The sequence below is a fragment of the Aeromonas sp. R5-4 genome (assembly GCF_040908215.1).
Lineage (GTDB): Bacteria > Pseudomonadota > Gammaproteobacteria > Enterobacterales > Aeromonadaceae > Aeromonas > Aeromonas veronii.
In genome coordinates, this window is sequence record NZ_JBFODG010000019.1 from 13,354 (window position 1) to 37,212 (window position 23,859).

At 58.2% G+C, this 23,859-nt stretch carries 20 protein-coding genes; 7 read left to right on the plus strand and 13 right to left on the minus strand.

What is annotated here, in order from left to right; translation table 11 throughout:
* Nucleotides 1-7 precede the first annotated feature (7 nt).
* Nucleotides 8-1,489 carry a cardiolipin synthase gene (cls, locus tag AB5Y83_RS09245; RefSeq protein WP_005361740.1) on the minus strand — a complete coding sequence of 494 codons (1,482 nt, stop codon included), beginning with the start codon at nucleotides 1,487-1,489 and terminating at the stop codon, nucleotides 8-10.
* A gap of 97 nt (nucleotides 1,490-1,586) precedes the next feature.
* On the opposite strand from cls, the gene AB5Y83_RS09250 reads away from it, so the two are divergent.
* The gene (locus AB5Y83_RS09250) at nucleotides 1,587-2,129 is read left to right on the plus strand and encodes a DUF1439 domain-containing protein (RefSeq protein ID WP_368175056.1); all 543 of its coding nucleotides are present in this window, start codon (nucleotides 1,587-1,589) and stop codon (nucleotides 2,127-2,129) included.
* A gap of 5 nt (nucleotides 2,130-2,134) precedes the next feature.
* Here the strand turns inward: AB5Y83_RS09250 and AB5Y83_RS09255 are convergent, their stop codons facing one another.
* Nucleotides 2,135-2,575 carry a GNAT family N-acetyltransferase gene (locus tag AB5Y83_RS09255; RefSeq protein ID WP_041980377.1) on the minus strand — a complete coding sequence of 147 codons (441 nt, stop codon included), beginning with the start codon at nucleotides 2,573-2,575 and terminating at the stop codon, nucleotides 2,135-2,137.
* Between the two features lie 340 nt (nucleotides 2,576-2,915).
* On the opposite strand from AB5Y83_RS09255, the gene AB5Y83_RS09260 reads away from it, so the two are divergent.
* A complete protein-coding gene (locus tag AB5Y83_RS09260) occupies nucleotides 2,916-3,653 on the plus strand; it encodes a lytic transglycosylase domain-containing protein (protein ID WP_058055841.1) in 738 nt (245 codons plus the stop codon).
* 92 nt (nucleotides 3,654-3,745) lie between these two features.
* On the opposite strand, the gene aqpZ is transcribed toward AB5Y83_RS09260, so the two are convergent.
* Both aqpZ and AB5Y83_RS09270 read right to left on the minus strand, forming a co-directional pair.
* Nucleotides 3,746-4,435, minus strand: a complete 690-nt coding sequence (gene aqpZ / locus AB5Y83_RS09265) for an aquaporin Z (protein WP_201988190.1) — start codon at nucleotides 4,433-4,435, stop codon at nucleotides 3,746-3,748.
* Between the two features lie 270 nt (nucleotides 4,436-4,705).
* Complete coding sequence (locus AB5Y83_RS09270) at nucleotides 4,706-4,918, minus strand: DUF1653 domain-containing protein (protein ID WP_115544111.1); 213 nt, start codon at nucleotides 4,916-4,918, stop codon at nucleotides 4,706-4,708.
* Between the two features lie 381 nt (nucleotides 4,919-5,299).
* Here AB5Y83_RS09270 and AB5Y83_RS09275 point away from each other — a divergent pair, with 381 nt between their 5' ends.
* The gene (locus AB5Y83_RS09275) at nucleotides 5,300-6,514 is read left to right on the plus strand and encodes a pyridoxal phosphate-dependent aminotransferase (protein WP_005334367.1); all 1,215 of its coding nucleotides are present in this window, start codon (nucleotides 5,300-5,302) and stop codon (nucleotides 6,512-6,514) included.
* Between the two features lie 63 nt (nucleotides 6,515-6,577).
* Here AB5Y83_RS09275 and AB5Y83_RS09280 read toward each other — a convergent pair whose 3' ends face one another.
* From AB5Y83_RS09280 to AB5Y83_RS09310, 7 genes are all read right to left on the minus strand, one after another.
* Nucleotides 6,578-8,053, minus strand: coding sequence for a YfcC family protein (locus AB5Y83_RS09280; RefSeq protein WP_368175057.1), 1,476 nt, complete (start codon nucleotides 8,051-8,053; stop codon nucleotides 6,578-6,580).
* Nucleotides 8,054-8,215: 162 nt separating this feature from the next.
* Nucleotides 8,216-9,409 carry an enoyl-ACP reductase FabV gene (gene fabV / locus AB5Y83_RS09285; protein WP_005353312.1) on the minus strand — a complete coding sequence of 398 codons (1,194 nt, stop codon included), beginning with the start codon at nucleotides 9,407-9,409 and terminating at the stop codon, nucleotides 8,216-8,218.
* A 287-nt stretch (nucleotides 9,410-9,696) separates the two neighbouring features.
* Nucleotides 9,697-11,322 carry a methyl-accepting chemotaxis protein gene (locus AB5Y83_RS09290; RefSeq protein ID WP_021229324.1) on the minus strand — a complete coding sequence of 542 codons (1,626 nt, stop codon included), beginning with the start codon at nucleotides 11,320-11,322 and terminating at the stop codon, nucleotides 9,697-9,699.
* Between the two features lie 323 nt (nucleotides 11,323-11,645).
* Nucleotides 11,646-12,233 (minus strand): histidine phosphatase family protein, encoded by a 588-nt coding sequence (locus AB5Y83_RS09295; RefSeq protein ID WP_368175058.1) that lies wholly within the window; start codon nucleotides 12,231-12,233, stop codon nucleotides 11,646-11,648.
* A 154-nt stretch (nucleotides 12,234-12,387) separates the two neighbouring features.
* Nucleotides 12,388-13,041 carry a transcriptional regulator gene (locus tag AB5Y83_RS09300; RefSeq protein ID WP_005334376.1) on the minus strand — a complete coding sequence of 218 codons (654 nt, stop codon included), beginning with the start codon at nucleotides 13,039-13,041 and terminating at the stop codon, nucleotides 12,388-12,390.
* Between the two features lie 64 nt (nucleotides 13,042-13,105).
* Nucleotides 13,106-14,395: a serine dehydratase subunit alpha family protein gene (locus AB5Y83_RS09305; RefSeq protein ID WP_368175059.1), complete on the minus strand. Its 1,290-nt coding sequence runs from the start codon at nucleotides 14,393-14,395 to the stop codon at nucleotides 13,106-13,108.
* A 22-nt stretch (nucleotides 14,396-14,417) separates the two neighbouring features.
* A complete protein-coding gene (locus AB5Y83_RS09310; protein ID WP_040095234.1) occupies nucleotides 14,418-14,801 on the minus strand; it encodes a Rid family detoxifying hydrolase in 384 nt (127 codons plus the stop codon).
* Nucleotides 14,802-15,052: 251 nt separating this feature from the next.
* Between AB5Y83_RS09310 and AB5Y83_RS09315 the strand changes: the two genes are divergently transcribed.
* The 3 genes from AB5Y83_RS09315 (at nucleotide 15,053) to AB5Y83_RS09325 (ending at nucleotide 19,103) form a co-directional block, all read left to right on the plus strand.
* Nucleotides 15,053-16,348 (plus strand): amino acid permease, encoded by a 1,296-nt coding sequence (locus AB5Y83_RS09315; protein WP_201950152.1) that lies wholly within the window; start codon nucleotides 15,053-15,055, stop codon nucleotides 16,346-16,348.
* A gap of 192 nt (nucleotides 16,349-16,540) precedes the next feature.
* Nucleotides 16,541-18,547 carry a methyl-accepting chemotaxis protein gene (locus tag AB5Y83_RS09320; protein ID WP_368175060.1) on the plus strand — a complete coding sequence of 669 codons (2,007 nt, stop codon included), beginning with the start codon at nucleotides 16,541-16,543 and terminating at the stop codon, nucleotides 18,545-18,547.
* A 268-nt stretch (nucleotides 18,548-18,815) separates the two neighbouring features.
* Nucleotides 18,816-19,103 carry a hypothetical protein gene (locus AB5Y83_RS09325; protein WP_047438534.1) on the plus strand — a complete coding sequence of 96 codons (288 nt, stop codon included), beginning with the start codon at nucleotides 18,816-18,818 and terminating at the stop codon, nucleotides 19,101-19,103.
* An 80-nt stretch (nucleotides 19,104-19,183) separates the two neighbouring features.
* Here AB5Y83_RS09325 and AB5Y83_RS09330 read toward each other — a convergent pair whose 3' ends face one another.
* Both AB5Y83_RS09330 and speA read right to left on the minus strand, forming a co-directional pair.
* Entirely contained in the window at nucleotides 19,184-19,372 is a 189-nt protein-coding gene (locus AB5Y83_RS09330; protein WP_005334402.1) for a hypothetical protein, read from the minus strand.
* A 270-nt stretch (nucleotides 19,373-19,642) separates the two neighbouring features.
* Nucleotides 19,643-21,544 (minus strand): biosynthetic arginine decarboxylase, encoded by a 1,902-nt coding sequence (gene speA, locus AB5Y83_RS09335; protein WP_368175061.1) that lies wholly within the window; start codon nucleotides 21,542-21,544, stop codon nucleotides 19,643-19,645.
* A 1,014-nt stretch (nucleotides 21,545-22,558) separates the two neighbouring features.
* Here speA and pepT point away from each other — a divergent pair.
* Nucleotides 22,559-23,782 (plus strand): peptidase T, encoded by a 1,224-nt coding sequence (pepT, locus tag AB5Y83_RS09340; RefSeq protein WP_368175062.1) that lies wholly within the window; start codon nucleotides 22,559-22,561, stop codon nucleotides 23,780-23,782.
* Nucleotides 23,783-23,859 lie beyond the last annotated feature (77 nt).

Genomic DNA, 23,859 nt, shown 5'->3' on the forward strand with positions numbered 1-23,859 from the left:
CACAACATCACAACAAGGGGCTGAAGAGATAGAAGATGTTCTCCATCGCCTTCTTGTACCAGGGGCGGGCCTGCCATTGGGCCAAGGTCATAGGGGTGGCTTCCGCCATATAGCCCTGTACCAACCGGGTCATCTGGGCCACGAACGAGGGGTTGTCCACCAGCAGGGTCACCTCGAAGTTGAGCCAGAGGCTGCGCCGATCCAGATTGACCGTCCCCACCAGCGCGAAGTCATCATCCACCAGCACGCTCTTGGTATGGAGCAGACCGGCATCGTAGCGGTAGATCTCCACCCCGGCCGCCAGCAGCTCCTCCATAAAGGCGTTGCAGGCGTAATTGGCCATGATGGAGTCGTTGCGTGCCGGCAACACCAGCTGCACCTGCACTCCGCGCGCTGCTGCCGAACTGAGTGCGGCCGCCAGCGGATCGTCGGGTACAAAGTAAGGGGTCGTCAGCACCAGATGGCTGCGTGCCTGATAGATGGCCAGCAGCAGGCTCTGCTGGATGCAGTCGCCGCCGACGAAGGGGCCGGACGGGATCAGCTGGGCGCGGTAGTTGGTCTGGGGCCAGGCTTCCGGCTCATGCTGCAGACTGTCGAGCAGCCGCTCGCCGGTCTCCATCTCCCAATCCCAGACGAAGATCGACCACATCAGCGGCACCATGGGCCCCTGCACCCGGATCATAATGTCGACCCACTGGCCGACTCCAGCATCCTGCTTGAAGAAACGGGGATCCACCATGTTCATGGAGCCGGTGTAACCCACCCTGTCATCGATCACCACCAGCTTGCGGTGCATCCGCAGATCCTGACGCTGGAACAGAATGCGCCAGGCGCCGACCGGCAGCACCTCCACCAGCTTGACCCCCGCCTTGCGCAGCTTTTTGGGCCAGTGGGAGCGGAAGAACTGCTTGCTGCCCACCGAATCGAGCAGCAAGCGACAATCCACGCCGCGTTGCGCCACTTCAATCAGCGCCTCGCACACCTCGTCGGCATCGCCGCCCGGATGCCAGATGTAGAATTCCAGATAGCAGGAGAGCGTCGAGCGACGGATATCCTGGGCAATCTCGCGCAAGATCCAGTCCGGCTTGTTGAGCAAGGTCATGCGGTTGCCGGAGAGCATCGGCATGGCGAGCCGTCCCTGGATCAGATCGTGCAGCGGCTGTGCCTTGGCGCCCACTTCGCAGCAGTGCTGCGGGAACAGACGGGCCAGTTGACGGATCCAGATGGCATAAGGGCGATACATGGCCTGGGCGCGCTCGGCACGGCGGCGCCCCAGCTTTATTTCACCAAACAGCACATAGAAGCCCACCCCGGCAAACGGAATGGCATAGATCAGCGCCAGCCAGGCCAGCGACACCCCGATGGGACGGCGTTTCATCACCACCCGAAACGACACACCGGTGACAATCACGGTATGAAAAAGCAGTAGCAGCCAACCCAGAAAACGGGAAAACAGCAGTTGAAGATCGTGTTCCAGACCGTTAAACAACGGGGACTCCTTCTAATCGACAAACAGCGCGGTGGGCAGACCCCAACCGGCCGGGATGGTATGCTGTAAGGCAAATCCATTCTATCAGGTCGCACGCATGATCCTGCAATCTATGCTGCTCAGCCTGGCCATGCTAGGCCAAGGCTCATATGACATCAATGAGCAACAGATAAACCAGTACCTGCAATCTCAGGTGCAAGTCGATAAACAGCTGGAGCTGCCGGGCATCATCAAGGCCCATGTGACGCTTGAGCAGAGCGACGTCCTGATCGGTCGCCAACGCCCCGATACCGCCCGGGTCTATGGCAAGGGCAAGCTCAAAATCGCCCTGCCAGACAATACCGAATATGACGCCCGCCTGCAGATGACCTATGAGGCGAGACCCCGCTATGACAAGAGCCAGAGCGCGCTGTTTCTCGATAACATGAAGCTGGTGGAGTACAAGCTGGAGCCGGAGGCGGCCGAGAAGAAGTTCGGGCTGATGCTCAACATGCTGCTGCAGAGCATGGAGAAGCGGCTCGAGACCAAACCGGTCTATAAACTCAATGACAAGGATCCGGATCAGGCCTGGCTGAAGGAGAATCTGCTGGGGCTGGAGCTGTCACCGGGCAAGATCCACCTGCTGACCAAACCGCGCTAAACCGCTCAATTCAGGAGGGGCTGGGTGGTATCCCGTACCAGCAGCTCCACCTGATAACCCTGCTGCTGCTGCCGCTCGTAGAGGGAGAAAAGCGACCCGCTCAATTGATTGAGGGGCATATCGGCAAACCCGGCCTTGAGATAGAAAGGCTTCTCGAAGGGCAGCGCCTGACAGACCACAGGTTTGTCCAACAGACCGTGGCAGGCGTGCTGCAACAGCCGAGATCCCAATCCCAGCGACTGGTAATGGGGCAACAGGCGAAAGCCGCACAGATGGTAAAACTCCTCCTCGTCCCGCAACCGTACCGCCCCCACCAGCCAGTGAGCATCACGCACGACAAAGATCCGCTCGGCCAGATCCGGCACATAGTGGGAAAACGTCGTCTCGTAATAGTCCCTGATAAGGGAGAGGTCGGCGTCGCAGTACTCTTCGAAAGTGAGTTCCATCGCCAGCTTGCTTGTCACAGACAAATCCTTTGATAATCAGTTATTAGTGCCAGATACGGTGCGCTAATCCGACCACATGACGCCAGCACGATAGCATGCCTTTCGTCAACAAAAAAGCGGACGTCGTGGGTAGCTTGCTTACCCGGTGGAAGAGGCCATTACCCACCGCCTGACGGCCAAAACCGTGCTTTATGATGACAATCCTTTATTGCGGCGGATACTTTGATCCCGGTCACCGAATCGGATCATTTGCCCCCTGTTGGCCGCTTGTTCTGCCCTCGTCATGATGCTTTACTCAACATGGTCATCACAAGAAGGAGTATCAGGGTTGAAAGCATGGATGCTGGCAGGCCATATGTTGTTGATCCCCCTGAGCGGATGGAGCCAGACTCCCCCCCCCGCGGAGGTGATCTTCCTGACCGCCGCTCCCTCCCCCTTGCGTCCGAGCAAAGATGCCACTCCCGCCTCACAACCCGACACCGCTCAAACAGCGGCAGTCGCCACCAACGGCAAGAAGCAGATCCAGGTCTATAAATCGGTGCAACAGAACGGGGTGGTTCGCTACTCCGACATGGCGCCCGAACAAGGCCATTACGAGCTGCTGCTGTTCAACGACTGCTTCGCCTGCGACCCCAAATCCAGCGTCAACTGGCAGACCACAGGGCTGTTTCTCTATGACTATGCCAGCACCATCAAGGCGGCCGCCAAAACCTATCAGGTTGAGCCTGCGCTGATCCGGGCGCTGATCCATGCTGAATCCGCTTTTAATCCGCTGGCGGTCTCCCGCAAGGGGGCGATGGGGCTGACCCAGCTGATGCCCGCCACAGCGCGGGAGTTGGGGGTCGGCAATGCCTTGCTGGCGGAGCAGAATATCTTCGGCGGGGTGAAATACCTGGCGGGACTGCTCAAGCAATATGATGGCAACGTGGCGCTGGCGACCGCGGCCTACAACGCCGGCGCGGGCGCCGTACAAAAACATGGCGGTATCCCGCCCTATGCGGAAACCCGTGCCTATGTGGAGCGCGTCCAGCTCCTCCACCTGCGCTACAAAGAGATGCTGCAGGCCAAAGGGCTCTGAGGTTAGCCTCGGGTAATGCTCTTTTCTTGCCCCTACAGAAACAAAAAACACGCCCGCAGGCGTGTCGATACCACACTTTGTTTCGCAAATGATTACTTCTGCTCAGTCGCCACCAGGCGATAAGCCAGCGCACCCAGAATGGCACCGACAATCGGGGCAACCCAGAACAGCCACAGCTGACCGATAGCCCAGTCACCGACAAACAGCGCAACACCGGTACTGCGGGCCGGGTTGACCGAGGTATTGGTCACCGGAATGCTGACGAGGTGGATCAGGGTCAGGCACAGACCGATGGCGATCGGCGCGAAACCGGCAGGCGCACGGCTATCGGTGGCGCCCATGATGACGAACAGGAAGAAACCGGTCATCACCATTTCGCATACGAGTGCGGCAGTCAGACTGTAACCACCCGGAGAGTGCTCACCGTAGCCGTTGGAAGCAAAACCGGCAGAGAGATCAAACCCGGCCTGACCGCTGGCAATCACGTAAAGCACGGCAGCAGCGGCAATGCCACCCAACACTTGCGCCACGATATACGGCAGTACACCGGATGCCGGAAAACGACCACCCGCCCACAGACCGACGGTCACGGCCGGATTGAGGTGGCAACCGGAGATGTGGCCGATGGCAAACGCCATGGTCAGCACGGTCAGACCGAAAGCCAGCGAGACCCCCAGCAGACCAATCCCGACGTGAGGGAAGGCAGCAGCCAGCACGGCACTGCCGCACCCGCCCAATACCAGCCAGAAAGTGCCCATAAACTCAGCAGCAACAGGTTTCACATTATTTCTCCCATTTGAGATAACACCGAACAAGACCCGAGAAGGGCCCATGCTTGAACAAGCGCAGCATTATGGGAGTGTGAGTCCAGATTGCGAACCCGGCAGGCAGGGCTCACTGAATGTGATATTCGTCACAATTGGTTGATTAGATAAGGGATTTATCATTAAGACAGCTGGCTGCACGTCTCATGCCCAAGGGCGTCATGCGACAACTTGTGACACCATTTAGCTCGAGTGCTCATCCCTTGAGCGATAAAAACGGAGGCGTGGTCAGTCTCCTGTCGGGGCAAAACGGCTGACAACCTGCCCCTGATGCTCAATCCACTCCATAAACATGGCGACGGGTCGGGCATAGACCTGACCATCCTGCTCGGATTGATAAATGACCAGCTGCTCCTGGGTTTCGGTATGCAGAGCCAAGGCAAGCACTTGATAGTAACCCCCCTTGAAGTGGCGATAGCGGCCAGGAACGGGTGCTTGCATGGGAAAACCTCGCAGAAGTGAACGCCGATGAGCGAACCACATAAAGATGACACCATGAGTGCCATTCAACTCATCGAAAAGGGGGACGAAGACGATTTTTTACACAAGCCAATCGTGCCACAGGATCCGGATATTGCAACACAGTCAGGCAGCTTTGTTAATTCGTTCCCCATGTTTCACTAGTTAACCTTGGTTAGCACCAAAGATCGTGCTGAATTTAACGTTCTAGCAACCCTGTTTTAGGGCTAAAAATCAGGGAATTCTTCTAAAAAGAGGATTGTTCTAGCATTCAATTCTGTGAAGAATAGGGGAAAAGAAATTTGATACTAAAAATCGCCTTTTTCGCCAACGCGTCCCTGTGGGGAAGGAATCACACTCACCATGTTCACAATCGACAAGTCGCACAAGCTCGACGATGTCTGCTATGACATCCGCGGCCCGGTGCATAAAGAGGCTCGCCGTCTCGAAGACGAAGGCCACCGCATTCTCAAGCTCAACATCGGCAACCCGGCCCCGTTCGGCTTTGATGCGCCGGAAGAGATCATCAAGGATGTGATCCTCAACATGCCGCTGAGCCAGGGCTACTGCGACTCCAAGGGGCTCTTCTCTGCCCGTAAAGCGGTGATGCAGTACTACCAGCAAAAAGGGATGCGCAAGGTCGATATCGATGACATCTATATCGGCAATGGCGCCAGCGAGCTGATCGTGATGGCGATGCAGGCGCTGCTCAACAATGGCGACGAGATGTTGGTGCCCTCCCCCGACTACCCGCTCTGGACCGCCGCCGTCACTCTCTCCGGTGGCCATGCGGTGCACTATCGCTGCGACGAAGGGGCTGACTGGTATCCGGATCTCGACGACATCCGCGCCCGCATCACCCCGCGCACCCGCGGCCTGGTGCTGATCAACCCCAACAACCCGACCGGTGCCGTTTACGGCAGCGAGTTCCTGCTGGAGGTGATCGAAATCGCCCGCCAGCACAATCTCATCATCTTCGCCGACGAGATCTACGACAAGATCCTCTACGACGATATCTCCCACACCAGCGTCTGCACCCTGTGCGACGATGTGATGGTGGTGACCTTCAACGGCCTCTCCAAGGCCTACCGTGCCTGCGGCTTCCGTCAGGGCTGGATGGTCATCACCGGTCCCAAGGGCCGTGCCCGCGGTTACATTGAAGGGCTGGAGATGCTGGCCTCCATGCGGCTGTGCGCCAACGTGCCGATGCAGCACGCCATCCAGACTGCGCTTGGCGGCTACCAGAGCATCAACGAGCTGATCCTGCCGGGCGGCCGCCTGCGCAAGCAGCGGGACAAGGCGTGGGAGCTCTTGAACGAGATCCCCGGGGTCTCCTGCGTCAAACCCAAGGGGGCGCTCTACATGTTCCCGCGCCTCGACCCCAAGGTGTATGACATCCGCGATGACCAGAAGATGGTGTTCGACCTGCTGCAGCAGGAGAAGCTGCTGCTGGTGCAAGGCACCGGCTTCAACTGGCCGGCACCGGATCACTTCCGGCTGGTGTTCCTGCCCCGCGAAGAGGAGCTGGAGGATGCCATCGGCCGCCTCGCTCGCTTCCTCAAGGGCTACAAGCAGTAAGCAAGGCTCATGAAAAAGGCTCCCGCGGGAGCCTTTTTGTTATCTGTGGTTTTATCCGTGCCATCAGCCGTGCAGCAGGGCACCGGCCACCAGCACCGCCATGGTGATGAGGGCTACGCCGATGATAAAGGGCAGCACCCAGCGCACGAAGCGATCGTAGGGGATCTTGGCGAGCGCCAGACCCGCCACCAGATGGGCAGCAGTGGGGGCAAACAGGTTGATCCAGCCGGAGGCGGACTGATAGGCGGTGATCACCAGATCCCGGGAGATGCCGGAGAAGTCAGCCAGCGGCCCCATCAGCGGCATGGATACAGTCGCCAGCCCCGAGGTGGAGGGGATGAAGAAGCTCAGGATGATGTGCACCAGATAGGCCATCAGGATGAAGACCGACGAGGAGAGCCCGCTCACCAGCCCTTCGGCCCAGTGCAAAATGGTGTCGATGATGACGCCCTGCTCCATCACCACATAGATACCGCGCGCCACCGCCACCACCAGTGCCACCCCGATCAGATCCCGCGCGCCATTGAGGAAGGTCGCCACATAGTTGGACTCGGGCATCCGGTTGATCAGCGCAATCAGGATGGAGGAGCTGAAGAACAGGGTGGAGAGCTCGTCAAACCACCAGCCAAAGGTGGGCAGCACGTCGATCCCCAAATCGGACCAGGGCACCACCGCATAGATCATCAGCAGGAAGGTGCCGAAGAAGACCAGCATGGTGAGTTTCTGCTTGCCGGTGAAGGCGAGATTGCCGCTCTTCATCTGGGAGAACTCGTCGTCATAGACGATATCGGCCAGCACAGAGCGGGACTTGTCCTGCTGCACCTGCTTGGCATAGCGCATCACGAACCAGGAGGCGAAGATCACCAGCAGCAGCCACTGGATGACCCGCAGGCCAATCCCCTCACCAATGGGGATACCGGCAAAACCGGAGGCGATGCCGGTAGCAAACGGGTTGACTGTAGAGGCGAGTACCCCGACCCCGGAGCCAAGCAGGATAATCCCCGCCGCCACCATGCGATCGAAGCCCGCCGCCATCATCACCGGCACGATCAGTGCCCAGAAGGCAACCGTCTCTTCCGCCATGCCGAAGGTGGAGCCGCCGAGGGCAAACAAGGCGATCAACACAGGAATTAGCAGCCGCTCACGCCCGGCAAAGCCACGCACAATGGCCCCTACCCCGGCATCCAGCGCACCGCTTTGCATGGTCACCGCGAGAAAACCACCGATGATGAGCACGAACAGCGCCACATCGGCCGCCTTGTGAAAGCCCTGAATGGGGGCCTTGAGCACCTCGAACACCCCCTGCGGGTGGGCGGGTAACTCGGTGTAGCTGCCGGGCACCGGCAACAGCCGCTCGTCGCCGCTGTAATCGGCCACGGCCGCTGCCGCAACCGGCTGCTGGGTCTTGGCGGTGACATAGTCATATTTGCCCGCTGGCAGCACCCAGGTCAGGGCGGCCATCAGGGCGATGATAATAAAAAGCAGGGTATAGACAGTGGGAAGTTGGCGCTTCTTGGGCGCCTCGTTTGGAGTGGTCATAGCTTCCGTTCCTCGGCAATGCCGTCTGTGATCCGATCAGCGCAAGACTAGCGGGTTTGATATGGGGAAAAGGTGATCGCTGATAATAAAATTCCGCAAATTAGCGGGATTTTTGCCAAAAAAACAGGGCCCCGCGGGGCCCTGTTTTCACTTGAGTCAGACTCAGAGCTCGACCACGTCGAATTTCACGTCCGGATTTACATCCGCATCGTAATCGACCTCATCCAGACCGAAACCAAACAGGCGTAGGAACTCCTGCTTGTAGCCGGTGTAGTCAGTCAGCTCGGAAAGATTCTCGCTGGTGATGGATGGCCACAGGTCGCGGCAGGTCTGCTGCACATCTTCGCGCAGTTCCCAGTCATCCATGCGGATGCGAGCCTGCTCGTCCAGCGCCATGTCGGACGCGTAGAGACGGGTGCGCATCATGCGATCCACCTGCTCCATGCACCCCTCGTGAATGCCCTTCTCCTTCATGATCTTGAAAGCCATGGAGATATAGAGCGGCATCACCGGAATGGCGGAAGAAGCCTGGGTCACCACGGATTTGAGCACGGCCACGTGAGCGGTGCCGCCCTTGGCAGCCAGATCGCCACGGATGGCGGCAGCGGCGCGGTCCAGATCTTCCTTGGCGCGGCCCAGAGTGCCATGCCAGTAGATTGGCCAGGTCAGATCGGTACCGATGTAGGAGTAGGCCACGGACTTGGCGCCGTCAGCCAGCACGCCGGCATCACGCAGGGCAGCCATCCACAGCTCCCAATCCTGACCGCCCATGACGGTGATAGTGTTCTGGATCTCTTCCTCGTTCGCCGGCTCGACGGTAGCGGTGATGATCTGATCCTTGTTGGTATCGATGGCGGTGGTGGTGTAGACCTCACCGATCGGTTTGAGGGCCGAGCGCACCACTTCGCCGGTTTCCGGCATCTTGCGCACCGGAGAAGCCAGGGAGTAGACCACCAGATCAATCTGACCCAGATCCTGCTTGATAAGCTCGATCACCTTGGCGCGGCACTCGTTGGAGAAGGCATCGCCGTTGACGCTCTTGGCGTAGAGGCCCGCCTCTTTGGCTGCCTTGTCGAAGGCGGCAGAATTGTACCAGCCAGCGGTACCTGTCTTGGACTCGGTGCCCGCCTTTTCAAAGAAGACGCCGAGGGTGGCTGCACCGCTACCGAAGGCAGCCGCAATCCGGGAGGCCAGGCCATAACCGGTGGAAGCGCCGATCACCAGCACCTTCTTGGGACCATTCTCGATGGTGCCCTTGGCCTTGGTATAAGCGATCTGGCGACGAACATTGGCTTCACAACCGACCGGATGAGTGGTGGTGCAGATAAAGCCGCGAACCTTGGGTTTGATGATCATATGGGGTCTCGGATCCGTTTAATGGATGAAATCGGGGCATAAGATACCTCATCTTGCCGCGATAAGGTGCTCTGATGTGTTGAACTGCGGCAAAAATGGCCATTCAGAGTGACGGCTGCCGTCAAAAATGCACAATTTTTCGGAAAGCCTCACTTCATCAGTCCGGTAATGAATCTTCCCATATCTATGGAAACCGATGACATGTTTCAACACAGGTGCAGTACGACCAACATGATACAAAAAGGCCCCGAACTCTCGGGGCCTGGGGGTAATGTCATCGAACTATATCAAGCGGCATGTGATCGCCATTTAAAATGATTAATCTGTGTTCTCATTGACTTGGCCATCTCATCAAGACGCTGACACTTGGCCGATACATGGGCTGCCGAGTCCGAGGTATGTACTGCGATATCGGCAATATTGACCATGCTGCGCGTCATCTCTTCGGTGACTTTGCTTTGCTCTTCGGCTGCAGCGGCGACCTGCACATTGAGATTATTCAGATCATCCACGGCACTCACAATTTCTTCCAAAGAGACGCCGCAGGTCAGCATCAGGGTATTCGTCTTCTCCACTTCAGATAATCCGATATTCATACTATCAACAGCCATAGTTGCATTCTGTTGCAGGCGATTGACGGTATTCTGGATTTCTCCGGTAGAGTTTTGGGTGCGCTGAGCAAGTACCCGGACTTCATCAGCCACAACAGCGAAGCCACGCCCCTGCTCACCCGCTCTGGCGGCTTCAATTGCCGCATTCAGTGCCAGTAAATTGGTTTGTTCGGCAATCGAGCGAATAACCCCCATCACCTGGGTAATGTTATTGCTTTCGATAGCCAGGTTTTGCAGCACAGTGGATGTATTTTGCAATTGACCAGAGAGCAGAGCCATATTCCCAATGGTCTCCTTGACAACCGCTTGCCCCTCTTCGGCCTTGTTTTCAGCCTGACGGGCGGCAATTGCAGCACTATTTGTATTCTGGGCGATTTCGTTAACCGTTGCGCTCATCTCATTCATCGCCGCAGCGCTCTGATCTGTCTCCAAACGCTGCTGGGCCATTTGCTCTGCACTGGTTAGCCCCAGCTCGTTCAATGCATCGGCGCCTGTCGATAACTGTTCGGCCACGTCATCCATTTCGCCAATCAATCTGCGGAAATGGCTAACCATATCATTCAGCGCCCGTGCGACTTGCCCCAATTCATCTTCCCGAATAACAGGGACGGTGACGGTCAAATCCTGCTCATGCTGCAATTTGTAAAGTGCTCTACGCAAAGCGGTGAGCGGTTGACTGATCCCGCGAAAAATCCAGATCCCCAGCACGGATAAAGCGAACAGGGCAATCCCGGTGATGGAGAGGAAGGCAAATGAAAAATCAACGGCCAGACTTTCCAGGGTACCAACATGCTCATCTGCAAATCTCAGCTGGAGTTCAACCAGCTTGCCCAGCTCCTCATTAAAAGGATCAACCGTGCTATATAACTGATGAATTGCCTTATCAAGAGGAGCTTTTAATGAAAGATCACTCTTAATACCATCCAGTGTAATGTCGGCTTTGTTCATCAATACCTGGGCAGACTCCGCTATCGCCCGCTCTTCCGCAGACATCTTCTGGGCCATGTAACGCTTCCATTCCGTTGCTGCTTTTAACTGCGCTTCAGTAACGGAACGTTTTGCCTCTTCACGGGTGATTAATCCAACATGCGCTTTATTGATCGCATCAACGACACTGACCGCATACAAGTCTGAAATCAGCTTCAGTTCGGATAACTGCTGCACCTCCTCTTCATTCACCTGATGGGCAGCCTGATTCATCAGGCGCATCCCCCAAAGGGAGAGAGTGCACAGCAAAATCATACAAAACAGCGGTACCACAACCAGCATCAATAATTTGCTACGAACCGAGATCCCTTTCATGGTGTCGTCCTCATACTCAGGCCACTGGTCGTTTAATATGCAATTGATACACCAAGCATCACGCGACCACTCATTTCAATACAATCACCCGCTTACCTCATTAAAAAGCGCGGTCTGTGCACCATAGTGCAATGCAAGTTGCAACCTGTTCGCAAAACCAGACCTTAAACACATCACCGCAGAAGAAGGGCTAATGCCATTATTGATAATGCGCTTTTTGAGTCTATTCATCATTTCGTTGATGTCTAATCTTCGCAAAGCAAAATCCGTAGCGTGTTGCAGCCTGCATCGTCCATGAACTGCTGGCGGCAACGTCCTCGAAACTAGCAAGCAATGCGAGTGATGTGGCCATCCTGCAGCTTATAGAAGGCATCTTGGGGCAACTCCTGTGACCAGGTCGCCTCATAGTCGAGATCGGCATAGACGCCGCGCAACATGGCACCGAGCAGACCGTGGGAGATAACAATGGCCCGCTCGGCGATGGCAGGATCCTGCAACCACTGGTGTGCCCGGCGCTGAATGCTCTCGAAGCTCTCGGCCCCCGGTGCCTGCAGATACCAGTCCCCCTTGCCGGTATCGAGCTCGGGATGAGCGAGCCGCAGCACCGGGATCTGGCAGCTCTCCCACTCCCCCATCCCCAGCTCCATCAACCGATCGTCCCAGATGATGCGATCAGCTGACAGCCCCAACTGCTCGCACACCAGCAGCGCAGTCTGACGGGCACGCCCGAGCGGGCTGGCATAGATGGTCCAACGGGCGGGTTCCGCCAGTTCGCCAGCAAGCCGCCGCCCCATGGCGATGGCTTGCGCCTCACCCTTGTCGGTCAGCTCGGAGTTGCAACGCCCCTGCAGACGCTGCTCGGCATTGAAGCGGGTCTGGCCGTGGCGCAGCAGATAGATGAGTCGAGACATGATTTCTCCAGCACGTTCAGAGAGATAGAAAAACAAAGGGGGAAGATGATAGCAGATGAGCCCGAAGGATGGCCCACACAGAGAGGCTAAAACAGGCGTAAAAAACGGGTCAGGGTTGACCCGTTTGCTGCCATTTAGGCCAGATTAAACTGGCTCAGCCCTTCTTGATCTCCCGCAGATAGCGGTAGATGGAGTGGACCGAAATGCCGAGCTGGCGCGCCGCAATCTGGGCACTGTCTTTAAGCTCGAAGATCCCCATGTCGTGCAGCTGGTTGACGATGACCCGTGTCTTCTGGGAAGGGGGCACCGCCTCGTTGCCACGCACCTCGGCACTGACGGTGTCGATGGTGCTGTTGAGCGCTTCGTCGATGTTGCGGGCGAACACCTCCGGGGTGGCATGGCTCTCGTGGGGATGCATGCACTCCGGCATCATGGTGCGCAGCACCGATTGCAGCGGAGCGTCCATGTCGCTGTTGATGCAGAGCAACCCGATGGCCCTGTGCTCCCCGTTGCGAATAACGGTCGTGATGGAGCGCAGCGTCTTGCCGGTGGCACACTTGGTCATGTAGGGGCTGGAGATATCCTGCCCGCTCTTGAGCTTCATCATCGCCAGGTTGGTGATGGGGGCGCCGACACTGCGGCCGGTGATATGGCCGTTGGCAATCTTGACGATCGAGGGATTGCGCGCATCCAGACTGTGGAGCAGCACTTCGGTGTGCTGGCCATACATGGCGGCGATGCCGTCCACAATGTTCTCCATCGACTTGAGGATCTCAAAATCGCTCGGACTCAACTCTTGCAGCTTCACAATGGGACCTTCTTGCAAGGGTTGCAGCCGGGCAATGGGCGCCGGGCAGCAACCGACAGGGACATCAGGCGGACATGATATCAATAATGGTGCTGTCTGTGGCAGACATGCCTTCCTTCACCATCTGACCGACGTTGCGGATGGTCTGATCCACGTTGCCGGCAACGATCCCCTGACCCGACACCGAGTGGCTGTTGAGGGCCATCAGGAAGCCGCGTACCGCCGCGCCGGAGGAGGTACTCACCTTCATGGCGCAGGAGGCTTTCGCCCCGTCGCACACCATGCCGGCACTGTCGCTCAGCACGTTCTGGATGGCGAAGCAGGATTGCTCGAAGCTGCCGCCCGCCAGATAGACCATAGCCATGGAGGCGGCCGCGCTGGTCACGGTATTGCCACAGAAGGCCGACAGCGGCGGATAGTGGGACTTGATATAGATGGCGCCCAGATGGCTCATGATGAGGGCGCGAGCCAGCTGCTCTTCGCTGGCCGCAAAGCGCTCGGCAATCACCATCACCGGAATGGTGGCGGCAATGCCCTGGTTGCCGCTGCCGAAGTTGCTCATGGCTGGCAGGGTCGCGCCCCCCATGCGAGCATCGGAGGCAGCCGCCGTCATCATCACGATGCGGTTCATCACATCCTCGCCGATGAGACCGGCATCGATGTTCTGCTGCATGGTGCGCCCGATCTCGAGACCATAGGGGTTGTTCATCCCCTCGGCGGAGAGCTTGCCGTTGAGTTCGGAGGCTTTGAGGATGAACCTGATCTGCTCGAACTCCACCTGGGTGGCGAACTCGTAGATGGCGGCGATGCTGATATCTACCCCATCGCAGATGGAACCGGTGGCACCGCCCTGGCTCTGATCAGCGGTGAAGGTCACCTCGCCATCGCGGCGCTGCTCGACGATGCGGGTATGACCGCCGCAGAGGGTCACTTCGGCGCTGTGTTCTTCACCCTTGTCATCAGTGCCATAAACTGTCACGCGGCAGAAGATAAACTCGGGGGCGGCGGTGCGGCTCACCTGCACCTTGCCGGCATCGATCAGCTGCTGGGCACGATCCACCTGTGCTGGCTGGATCGCGGCCAGCACCTCCAGCCCGGCATCGGCGTTGCCGCCGATGGCACCGGCCGCGGCCGCAATGGCCAGACCGATCTTGCCGGTGCCCGGCACATAGACACCCATCGAGTTTTTATAGAGATTGTCCGACACCGCAACCTCGAGGCGACCGGGCTCACAGCCCAGTTGCCGGACGGCGACAGCCGCGGCATAGGCGGCGGCGATTGGCTCGGTACAACCCAGCGCTGGTTTGACAACCTGTTGAATAATCTGCAGATACTGCTGCCACGCTTGTTTCATCACTTGAACCTTTTTATCAGCATTAACGAGCGATATGGGCGATCGCTTCCACTTCAACCTTGACGCCCATCGGCAGATCCTTCACTGCGAAGCAGCTGCGCGCCGGACAATCTTTCTGGAAATAGGCTTTATAGACCTCGTTGAACGCGGCAAAATCGCTGATCTCGGCGAGGTAGCAGGTGGTTTTGAGCACGGTATCCAGCGAGCCGCCAGCGGCTTCCAGCACGGATTTCAGGTTTTCCAGTGACTGGCGGGTCTGGGCGGCAATGCCCCCTTCCACCACACCACCCTGCAGCTTGCAGACCGGCAACTGACCGGAGGTAAAGATAAGGTCGCCATAGGCAGTGCCGTGGCTGTAGGGACCGATAGCGTCAGGTGCCGCTGCTGCTGTGATGATGCGTTTCATATAGCCACTCCTGTTTGTGCAATTTTTTTTGCAATCATGAATCTCATTCCGCTCAACATTATTTGCTTTTTATTTTATCCATTCAACAAAAAGATACAAAAATGGCGTTTAAAGGCACCTTTCGGCCTCAATATAAACCGTGATCACCATCCTGATTTGAACAAAAGTACTCTTATGGGCATTGTTTATGACAGTTTCATTCAACTATATTTGCGCCGCTTTCCCACATCCCTACAAAAAAGAAGGTTTTAATGGACGCGCATAGCACTACACTCGCCAGCCCCGTGATGGGCACGCTGGAATGGAAAGAAGCGGTTCGCTTCGACAGCACCGACTGGGGCTGGATCATCATGAGCATCGGCATGGCCATCGGCGCAGGGATCGTCTTCCTGCCGGTACAGGTGGGTCTGATGGGCTTGTGGGTCTTTCTGCTTTCGGCGGTGATCGGCTACCCCGCCATGTATATGTTCCAGCGCCTCTTTATCAACACCCTGGCCACCTCGCCGGAGTGCAAGGATTACCCCAGCGTCATCACCGGCTACCTTGGCAAGAACTGGGGTGTGCTGCTCGGCGCGCTCTACTTCGTGATGCTGGTGATCTGGGTCTTCGTCTACTCCACCGCCATCACCAATGACAGCGCCTCCTTCCTGCAGAGCTTCGGCGTCACCGACGGCCTGCTCTCCGAAAACCCGCTCTACGGTCTGGTGCTGATATGCGGTCTGGTGGCACTGGCCTCGCGCGGCGAGAACCTGCTGTTCAAGATCTCCACCTTTATGGTGCTGACCAAGATCAGCGTGGTGGCGGTGCTCGGCCTGATGATGGTGGACAAGTGGGATGCGGCCAACATCACCGCCATGCCCGCCGCCGGTGACTGGATGAAGGATGCCATCATCATGCTGCCCTTTACCCTCACCTCCATCCTCTTTATCCAGAGCCTGAGCCCCATGGTGATCTCCTACCGCTCGCGGGAAAAGTCGCTGGAAGTGGCCCGCTTCAAGGCGATGCGCGCCATGAATATCGCCTTCGGCATCCTGTTCGTGGTGGTGTTCTTCTACGCGGTCTCCTTTACCCTTGCCATGGGCCACGATCAGGCGGTCAAAGCCTCCGAGGAGAACATCTCCGCGCTGGCCATGGTAGCCCAGGGGATGCCCGGCCAGACCCTCAAGCTCCTGAGCCTCACCCTCAACATCTTTGCGGTAATGACCGCCTATTTCGGCGTTTACCTCGGTTTCCGTGAAGCCTGTCAGGGTCTGGCGATGAACCTGTTGCGCCGGGTGCTGCCGGAAAACCGAATCAACAAAGGATTTGTAGGCAAAGGCATCATGGTGTTTACCGTCATGCTCTCCTGGGGGGCCATCGTGCTCAACGCACCGGTACTGAGCTTCACCTCCATCTGCAGCCCCATCTTCGGCATGGTGGGCTGTCTCATCCCGGCCTATCTGGTCTATCAGGTACCGGCGCTGCACAAGTACAAGGGCACTTCTCTTTACATCATCATCGTCACCGGCCTGCTGCTCTGCGTCTCGCCCTTCCTGGCGTTCAACTGATCGGTGTCCCCTTATCGACCGCGGGTCACCTTCGGGTGGCCCGTTTTCTATTGGCTCGGCTGACGGCGCCCCGCCCAGAAGTAAAAAGCCAAGGGGATCACAACTTGCAACCGACCATCACCCAAGGGAGGCCGCTCGGAGTACTATTCAGGCAACACGACTCACGCCCGCACTCAGGTATCGAGGCTTAACATGAAATGGATTTTCAACCCCGCCATCCGGCTGGGCAATCAGCTCTCCTTCAAATACAAATTCCTGCTCTGGTCCTGCCTGATGCTGCTGCCACTGGCCTACAGCATGACCAATCTGCTGGGGCGGCTGCAGGATGACAACGTGCAGGCCAACCGGGAACTGGCGGGAGTGGTCAATCTCGCCCCCGTGGCCGCTATCGAGCAGGCCCTGATCACCCATCGCAATCTGGTGACCCGTCACGCCTACGAACAAAACCCGGTGGGAGAGGATAAGGTTAAAGCCGCCGCCCAAGCCGTAGACGATAGCCTGCGCACCTTCGCCGATACCCGTCAGGAAAATCCCGCTTTCGACGCCCTCAAACAGGGGTGGGCTGCCCTGCAGAGCGAAGGAAGCAAGCTGGAAGTTGATCAGAGCAACCTGCGCCACGACAAGCTGTTGACCGAGGTGCGTCACCTCTACAAGCACATTACCGCCAGTAGCAGCCTGATCCAGGATCCGGCGCTCGGTACCTACTATATGGTGATCCTCGCCAGTGAGCGGTTGCCGCAACTGCGCGACCTGCTGGCCCAGGTGCGGGATCGCGCCGCCACCATCGCCGATTTCGGCCTGTTTCAGGCCGAGGGCTACAGCGGCCTGCGTTTTCGTCTCGACCTTATCAGCGCCACTCTGCAAGAGCTGGAGGCCGATCTGACCCTGCTCTACCAGATTGAACCGGCCTACCGCGCCGAGCTGGGTCAGCAGACCGATGCTCTGATACAGCTGGTGCGTCAGGGGGTCGAGACCATGGAAAACAAGATGATGAAGGATCAGCTGGTGCAGCTCTCCACCAAGGAGGTGCAAGCGCTGGGGGATAAAATGGACGAGGCCATCACCGCACTGGCAGGCCAGGTACGCCAACGGCTGGAGGCCGACTTACATCAGCGGCTGACCGCCAACCAACGCCACTTCTGGTGGGTCACAGCGCCGCTGACCGCCAGCTTGCTGCTCTACCTCTACCTGATGATCGGCGCCTATCTCTCCCTGCGCGACACCGTAGGGCGGGTGCGTGATATTGCCGCCCGGGTCAACGCCCAGGATCTCAGCCAGCATATCGAGATCGTCGGTCAGGACGAGCTGGCCGCCATCAGCCGGGATTACAACGTGACCCTGGAGACCCTGCGCACCCTGATGCTGCGAGTGCGGGAGAATGGCGTCACCGTGGTGGAGAGCGCCACCGAGATCGAAGCGCGCACCTGCCGCTCGCAGGAGGTGATTGCCGATCAGCAAGGGGAGGCCCATCAGGTCGCCACCGCCATCAAGGAGCTGGCCGCCACCTCACAAGACATGGCAGGCAACGCTCTGCAAGCCGCCCGCATGACCCAGGAGGCGCAGAACGTGGTCGGTCAGGGCGAGGATGTGGTGGAGCGCACCATCAAGGCCATCGACCATATCAACCGCGAGGTGCTGCGCACCGCCGACACCATAGGCCTACTGGAGCAGCAGTGCAGCCAGATTGGCGGCGTCATCAGCGTGATCCGTAGCATCGCCGAACAGACCAACCTGCTCGCCCTCAACGCCGCCATCGAAGCGGCCCGGGCCGGTGAGCAGGGTCGCGGCTTTGCGGTGGTGGCCGACGAGGTGCGGTCTCTTGCCAACCGCACCCAGGGGGCTACCGTCGAGATCCAGCAGATGATTGAACAGCTGCAATCCGGTGCCCGCGCCTCGGTCACCGCCATGTCGGCGGCCAGCCATGAAGCGCAGGAGGGGGTCGGGCTGGCGCAGGAGGCAAAGCAGGCTTTTGGCGCCATCACCGAGAAGGTGGATCGGATGGTCGATACCAACGCCATCATCGCCAGCGCCATCGAGCAGCAGGGCGCCGTGGTCAACGAGATCGAACGCAACGTGGTGCGCATCTCGGATGGCAGCGATGAGGCGCTGCAAGTAGCCAACGCCGCCCGCGATGCCGCCCGCCAGATCCACCAGCTCACCGAACAGCTGCGCGCCATGGTACAGAGCTTCGTGCTGTAACAGAGCGCTGACAAGCCGGGCTCAACGTGAGCCCGGCATTATCCCGGTCTCGCATCTCCCCACAACATCTCGGTTGAGTGGATCATCCAGAAAACCTCTGCGACCCACTTGCCGGGCAGACACCAACAAAGTAGTCTCGAACGAAAACAGAATGCGGCATTCCCGACACGCACGGTCTGCGATGTCGAGGGAAACCAAGCCGCCTGCGAGCCACAGATTAAACCCAGCGTCACGTCATTTATCACCCGCTTCAAGCGAGGATTTACCCATGGCCAGATACCAGTTTTTTACCATTCCGGCGTCCAATCGGCAGCAATACACCTTTATCGACATGGCATCTCCGACTTTTCTGAGTGAAAAGGCGGCACTGCTGACTCAAGGATTCGAGGTGGAGGAGGACTTTATTGACGCGACCAGTCCACGGGAGGCCGTCGAGAAGTACCAATCCAATTTTCTCTATGTAGCGGACGAGATTGGCAAGTCTGATAGCAGCTACGCTGCGGCCGTCGCCATGCTGGAGCTAGGCAAGGGGCTATTTGGCAAAAAAACTCGCTGAGATAAGCTGCAGCGATGAAGAGTGGTGGCCATCGTGGCAACGTGCCCGATGGCCATATGGCAAGACATCAATTCGGTAAGTCAGAAGCGCCCCAGCTGCTGGAGCATCTCGATCAGCTCCTCTTCGCTGCTCGGCTCATAGGCCAGCTGAAGGCTCGGCGCGGCGCCTCCCATCAGCATGTAGACGTTGGTGCTGCAGTGGTCGTAGTGATACCACTTACCGTCGATACAGACGTCGGTATAGCATCTCGGGTCCCTTTTCAGTTCCATATGCACATCCTTTTGTTACATTCCATCAACATCACTCCTGACCGTAAAATAACCACCGAGGTTCAAGCTTGATGCAGATCAAGGGAAGCGGCTGAAAGGGACAGATATCAGCCAGATCTGTGGCTTGCGGATGCCCCGAGCCACCATAGGTTATCCGAATGAAGATGGACCGAGCGCACCGTCATATCGCCGGATGATCCCCGGTAACAAAAACGGCGCCCGCAGGCGCCGTTTTGACTTTCCCTCAAAAGCGAGGGGCAAACAGAAGGCTTATTCGTCTTCCAGATAGGCGTAGCCTTGCAGGCCCAGCTCCAGCTCGTCGAGCAGGGCTTTGCGAGTGGCATCGTCCAGCGCCGGGTGAGCGGCGATCCGCTGGTAGTTCTCGCGGATCACGGACGGGTCGATGTTGACGTAACGCAGCAGCTGGTCGACGGTATCGCCGCGCACCACGTTGCGAATGTCCATCTTGCCCTCTTCGTCCAGCCACACTTCTGCGCAGTGGGTGTCACCGAACAGGTTGTGCAGATCGCCGAGGATCTCCTGATAGGCACCGACCAGGAAGAAGCCGACGTGGCACTCTTCGTTCTCGCCGTAGACCGGCATTGGCAGGGTGCTCTCGACCCCCAGACCGTCGACATAGTGCTCGACCTGACCGTCGGAGTCACAGGTGATATCCATCAGGATACCGCGACGGCTAAGCGGACGATCGAGACCAGCCAGCGGCATCACCGGGAATACCTGACCGATACCCCAGGCATCCGGCAGAGACTGGAACAGGGAGAAGTTGGCAAAGCACTTGTCCGCCAGCTTTTCACTCAGTTCGTCAGCCAGCGCACGGTGGTTGCGGTTGACCGGGTTGAGCATCTCTTTGAGCGCCAGACAGGTGTTCTGGTGCAGCATCTCGGCCCAGGCACGCTGTTCAAGGTTCAAGAGGCCCATGGTGTACTGGGTATTCACGTCACCCAGATCTGCCACCGAGTCATGGAAGATCTCCAGCAGGGAGGGATCTTCGCTGCGCAGATCCAGCCAGCCTTTCCACATGTTCTGCAGAATGGTCGGTGCATCTTCGTCCGGCGCGCTGATGTCGTTCATCTCCACCCCTTCGGCACCAATGATATTGGTGACCAGCACGGCGTGGTGGGCGGTCAGGGCACGGCCGGACTCGCTGATGATGGTCGGGTGCGGCAGATCGAACTCGCGGCAGACATCACCGATGCCCCATACCACGTTATTGGCGTACTCGGAGAGGCTGTAGTTGGCGGAGCAGTGGCTCTGGGAACGGGTTCCCTCGTAGTCCACACCCAGGCCGCCACCGACGTCCACGACTTCGATGTTGGCACCGAGGCGACGCAGTTCAGCGTAGAAACGGCCGCACTCGCGGATGCCGCCCTGAATGTCGCGGATATTGGCGATCTGGGAACCCAGATGGAAGTGCAGCAGTTGCAGGCAATCCAGCTTGCCCAGCCCACGCAGACGCTCGATCAGCGCCAGGATCTGGGAGGCGGAGAGACCAAATTTGGACATGGAGCCGCCGCTCGATTCCCACATGCCGGAGCCGGTGGAAGCGAGCTTGGCACGCACCCCGATGTTGGGCTTGATGTTGAGACGAGCTGACTCGTCCAGCACCATTTCCAGCTCGGAGGGCTTCTCCACCACGATGTAGACCTTGTGGCCCATCAGGTTGCCCAGGAGGGCGTGGCGGATATATTCGCGGTCTTTGTAACCGTTGCAGACGATCACCGAGCCTTGCTCATGGTGATGGGACAGCACGGCCAGCAGTTCCGGTTTGGAACCAGCTTCCAGGCCAAGCCGGGGCTTGTCGCTGTAGGACTGGCTGATGGTCTCGATGACACGACGCTGCTGGTTTACCTTGATCGGGTAAACGCAGAGGTAGTCCCCTTCATAGCCAGACTTTTCGATGGCCTGACCAAAGGCGTTGAACAGCGCATCGACCCGACTCTTGAGGATGTCAGGGAAGCGCAGCAACACGGGGGTGGTCAGCCCGGACTGACGCAACTGTTCGATGGCGTCAGAAAGCACGATATGTGTGTCAGGGCGTGATTTGTCGGGGGCGACGGTCACATGACCGGCGTCATTGATATTGAAAAAACCCGCACCCCAGTAGGGAACGTTGTAGACCTTCAAGGAGTCCTTGCTGGACCAGTTAGTCATGGGCTATGCCTCGCAAATGAGCGACCCAAAGTCGCCTTCGTTACCCTCAATCACATCCAGACCATCTAGTGCAGAGTACGGCGAGCGCTGCCATCACGAGACGCAGCCACCCAAACCAACCCTTTGCACATCGCGGCAAGCCAGAGGCTGCCTGGTGGATCTTGGGGAAGTAACGAGTCTTGATGTGGGGCTGGTGGCTTTACATCAAGCTCAACGGTATGCGGTGCCACTATGCCGTAGCGCCGCGGTACTTTGATGACAGACGACATCAGCCACGCCGTCAGTTCATCATTCGGCAGCGATCCCGACAGAAGGAGAGGGTTCCAAGGAAGAGAAGCGAAGGCGCCAGCACGCATGCGTGTTGATAGACGACAACAACCACAGCCCACCTCACCGTCAGTGACCGCCCATGACAAGGGAAGATGATGAGCCGCTGGCCCACTCGGTCAAATGAAGGATGAGAGTCTGTTGTTCTCCCTGATACCGGAGCCTAACCGGTATTAAAGAAACCATTCCCCAGCAGTGTCTGTCGTTTCTGCGTGCCTCGCCCTATAGGCGTATGATCGGTCGGGTTTCTGGCGGCTCTGCCTGCTTCAGGGTTGCCCTTGGATCGGCGCGGAGTGTACACACTTACCGCGGGCAGTGACAATAAAAAATAGTGTTCAAAATCCCCTTTTAATAAGTCGATCAAATCTTGCTGGCGGGCAGGCAGGCTCTGGGATGGCGCAGGTTATGCGACAGCCCGATTCCCCCTTGAAAAGTGTGCGAAAACGCCATGGTTGGGCTGACGCCTTGCTGTGCGGTCGCTGAGGGGAATTTGGCCGCTTCCGCCAGCGCCTAAATATTGCAATAAATGCCACATTTATGCGCTCTCCCTCCCGGACGTTGCCCCGCGCGCCGCACATTCGCCGCTCTTCCCTTGCGTCAAAAAATGGGAAAAACCTGCGCTGACGCAATGAGTGTCCCGCACGGATTGGCCACAATGACCGCTCACAATCGGTTAGAGGCTGACTAATGGATACCCTGCTTGAGCGTTTTCTGCGTTACGTAACTTTTCATACCCGCTCCGATGAGACCAATCCAGCCTGCCCCAGCAGCGGGGGACAACTGATCTTCGCCCGCGCCCTGCAAGAAGAGATGAAGGCGCTGGGGCTGAGCCAGGTCACCCTGGATGAAAACGGCTACCTCACCGGCTGCCTGCCGGGCAACCAACCGGACGCCCCCGCTATCGGCCTGATTGCCCACATGGATACCGCCGACTACGAGGCGGAGCACGTAGTTCCGCAAATCATCGAAAACTATCAGGGCGGCGACATCTGCCTTGGCAAGGGTGACGAGGTGCTCGCCATCCGTGACTACCGCTTCCTGAAAAACTACCTGGGTCAGGATCTCATCACCACCGACGGCACTACCTTGCTTGGCGCCGACGACAAGGCGGGTATCGCCGAGATCCTTACTGCCATCGACCACCTGCAAGCGCACCCCGAGATCCCACGTGGCGATATCTGGGTCGGCTTTACCCCGGATGAAGAGATTGGCCGTGGCGCCAACCTGTTCCCGCTGGAGAGATTCCCGGCCAAGTGGGCCTATACCGTGGATGGCGGCGAGCTGGGCGAGCTGGAGTATGAAAATTTCAACGCCGCCAGCGCCACGGTGCGTTTTATCGGCAATAACGTCCACCCCGGCACCGCCAAGGGGAGCATGATCAACAGCCAGACCCTGGCCGCCCGCTTCCACGCCGCCATGCCTGCCGAGCAGACCCCGGAGTGCACCGACGGGTATGAGGGCTTCTTCCATCTGGCCCAGATGAGCGGCACCGTGGAGGAGAGCACCCTGCACTACATCATCCGTGACTTCGACGACGAGCACTTCGCCGCACGCAAGGCCGAGATGCAGAGCCGGGTGGCCGCCCTACAGGCCGAGTATCCCAAGGCCCGCATCGAGCTGACCCTGATCGACAGCTATTGCAACATGCGCAGCCAGATCGAGCCGCACATGCATATCGTCGAGCTGGCCAAGGCCGCCATGGAAGCCGCCGACGTGGTGCCGAAAATCAAGCCCATTCGCGGCGGTACCGATGGCGCCCGCCTCTCCTTTATGGGTCTGCCCTGTCCCAACCTCTTCACCGGTGGCCACAACTTCCACGGCAAGCACGAGTTCATCCCGCTGCAATCCATGGAGAAATCGATCGCCACCTTGGTGGAGCTGGTGCGCCTCACCGCAGCTTGGCGCGGTTAATCAATTACCATGACAACCAAGGGGGGAGCCGGTTAACCGGCTCCCCCCTTGCTATCTGGCCATCACCCATCAACAAA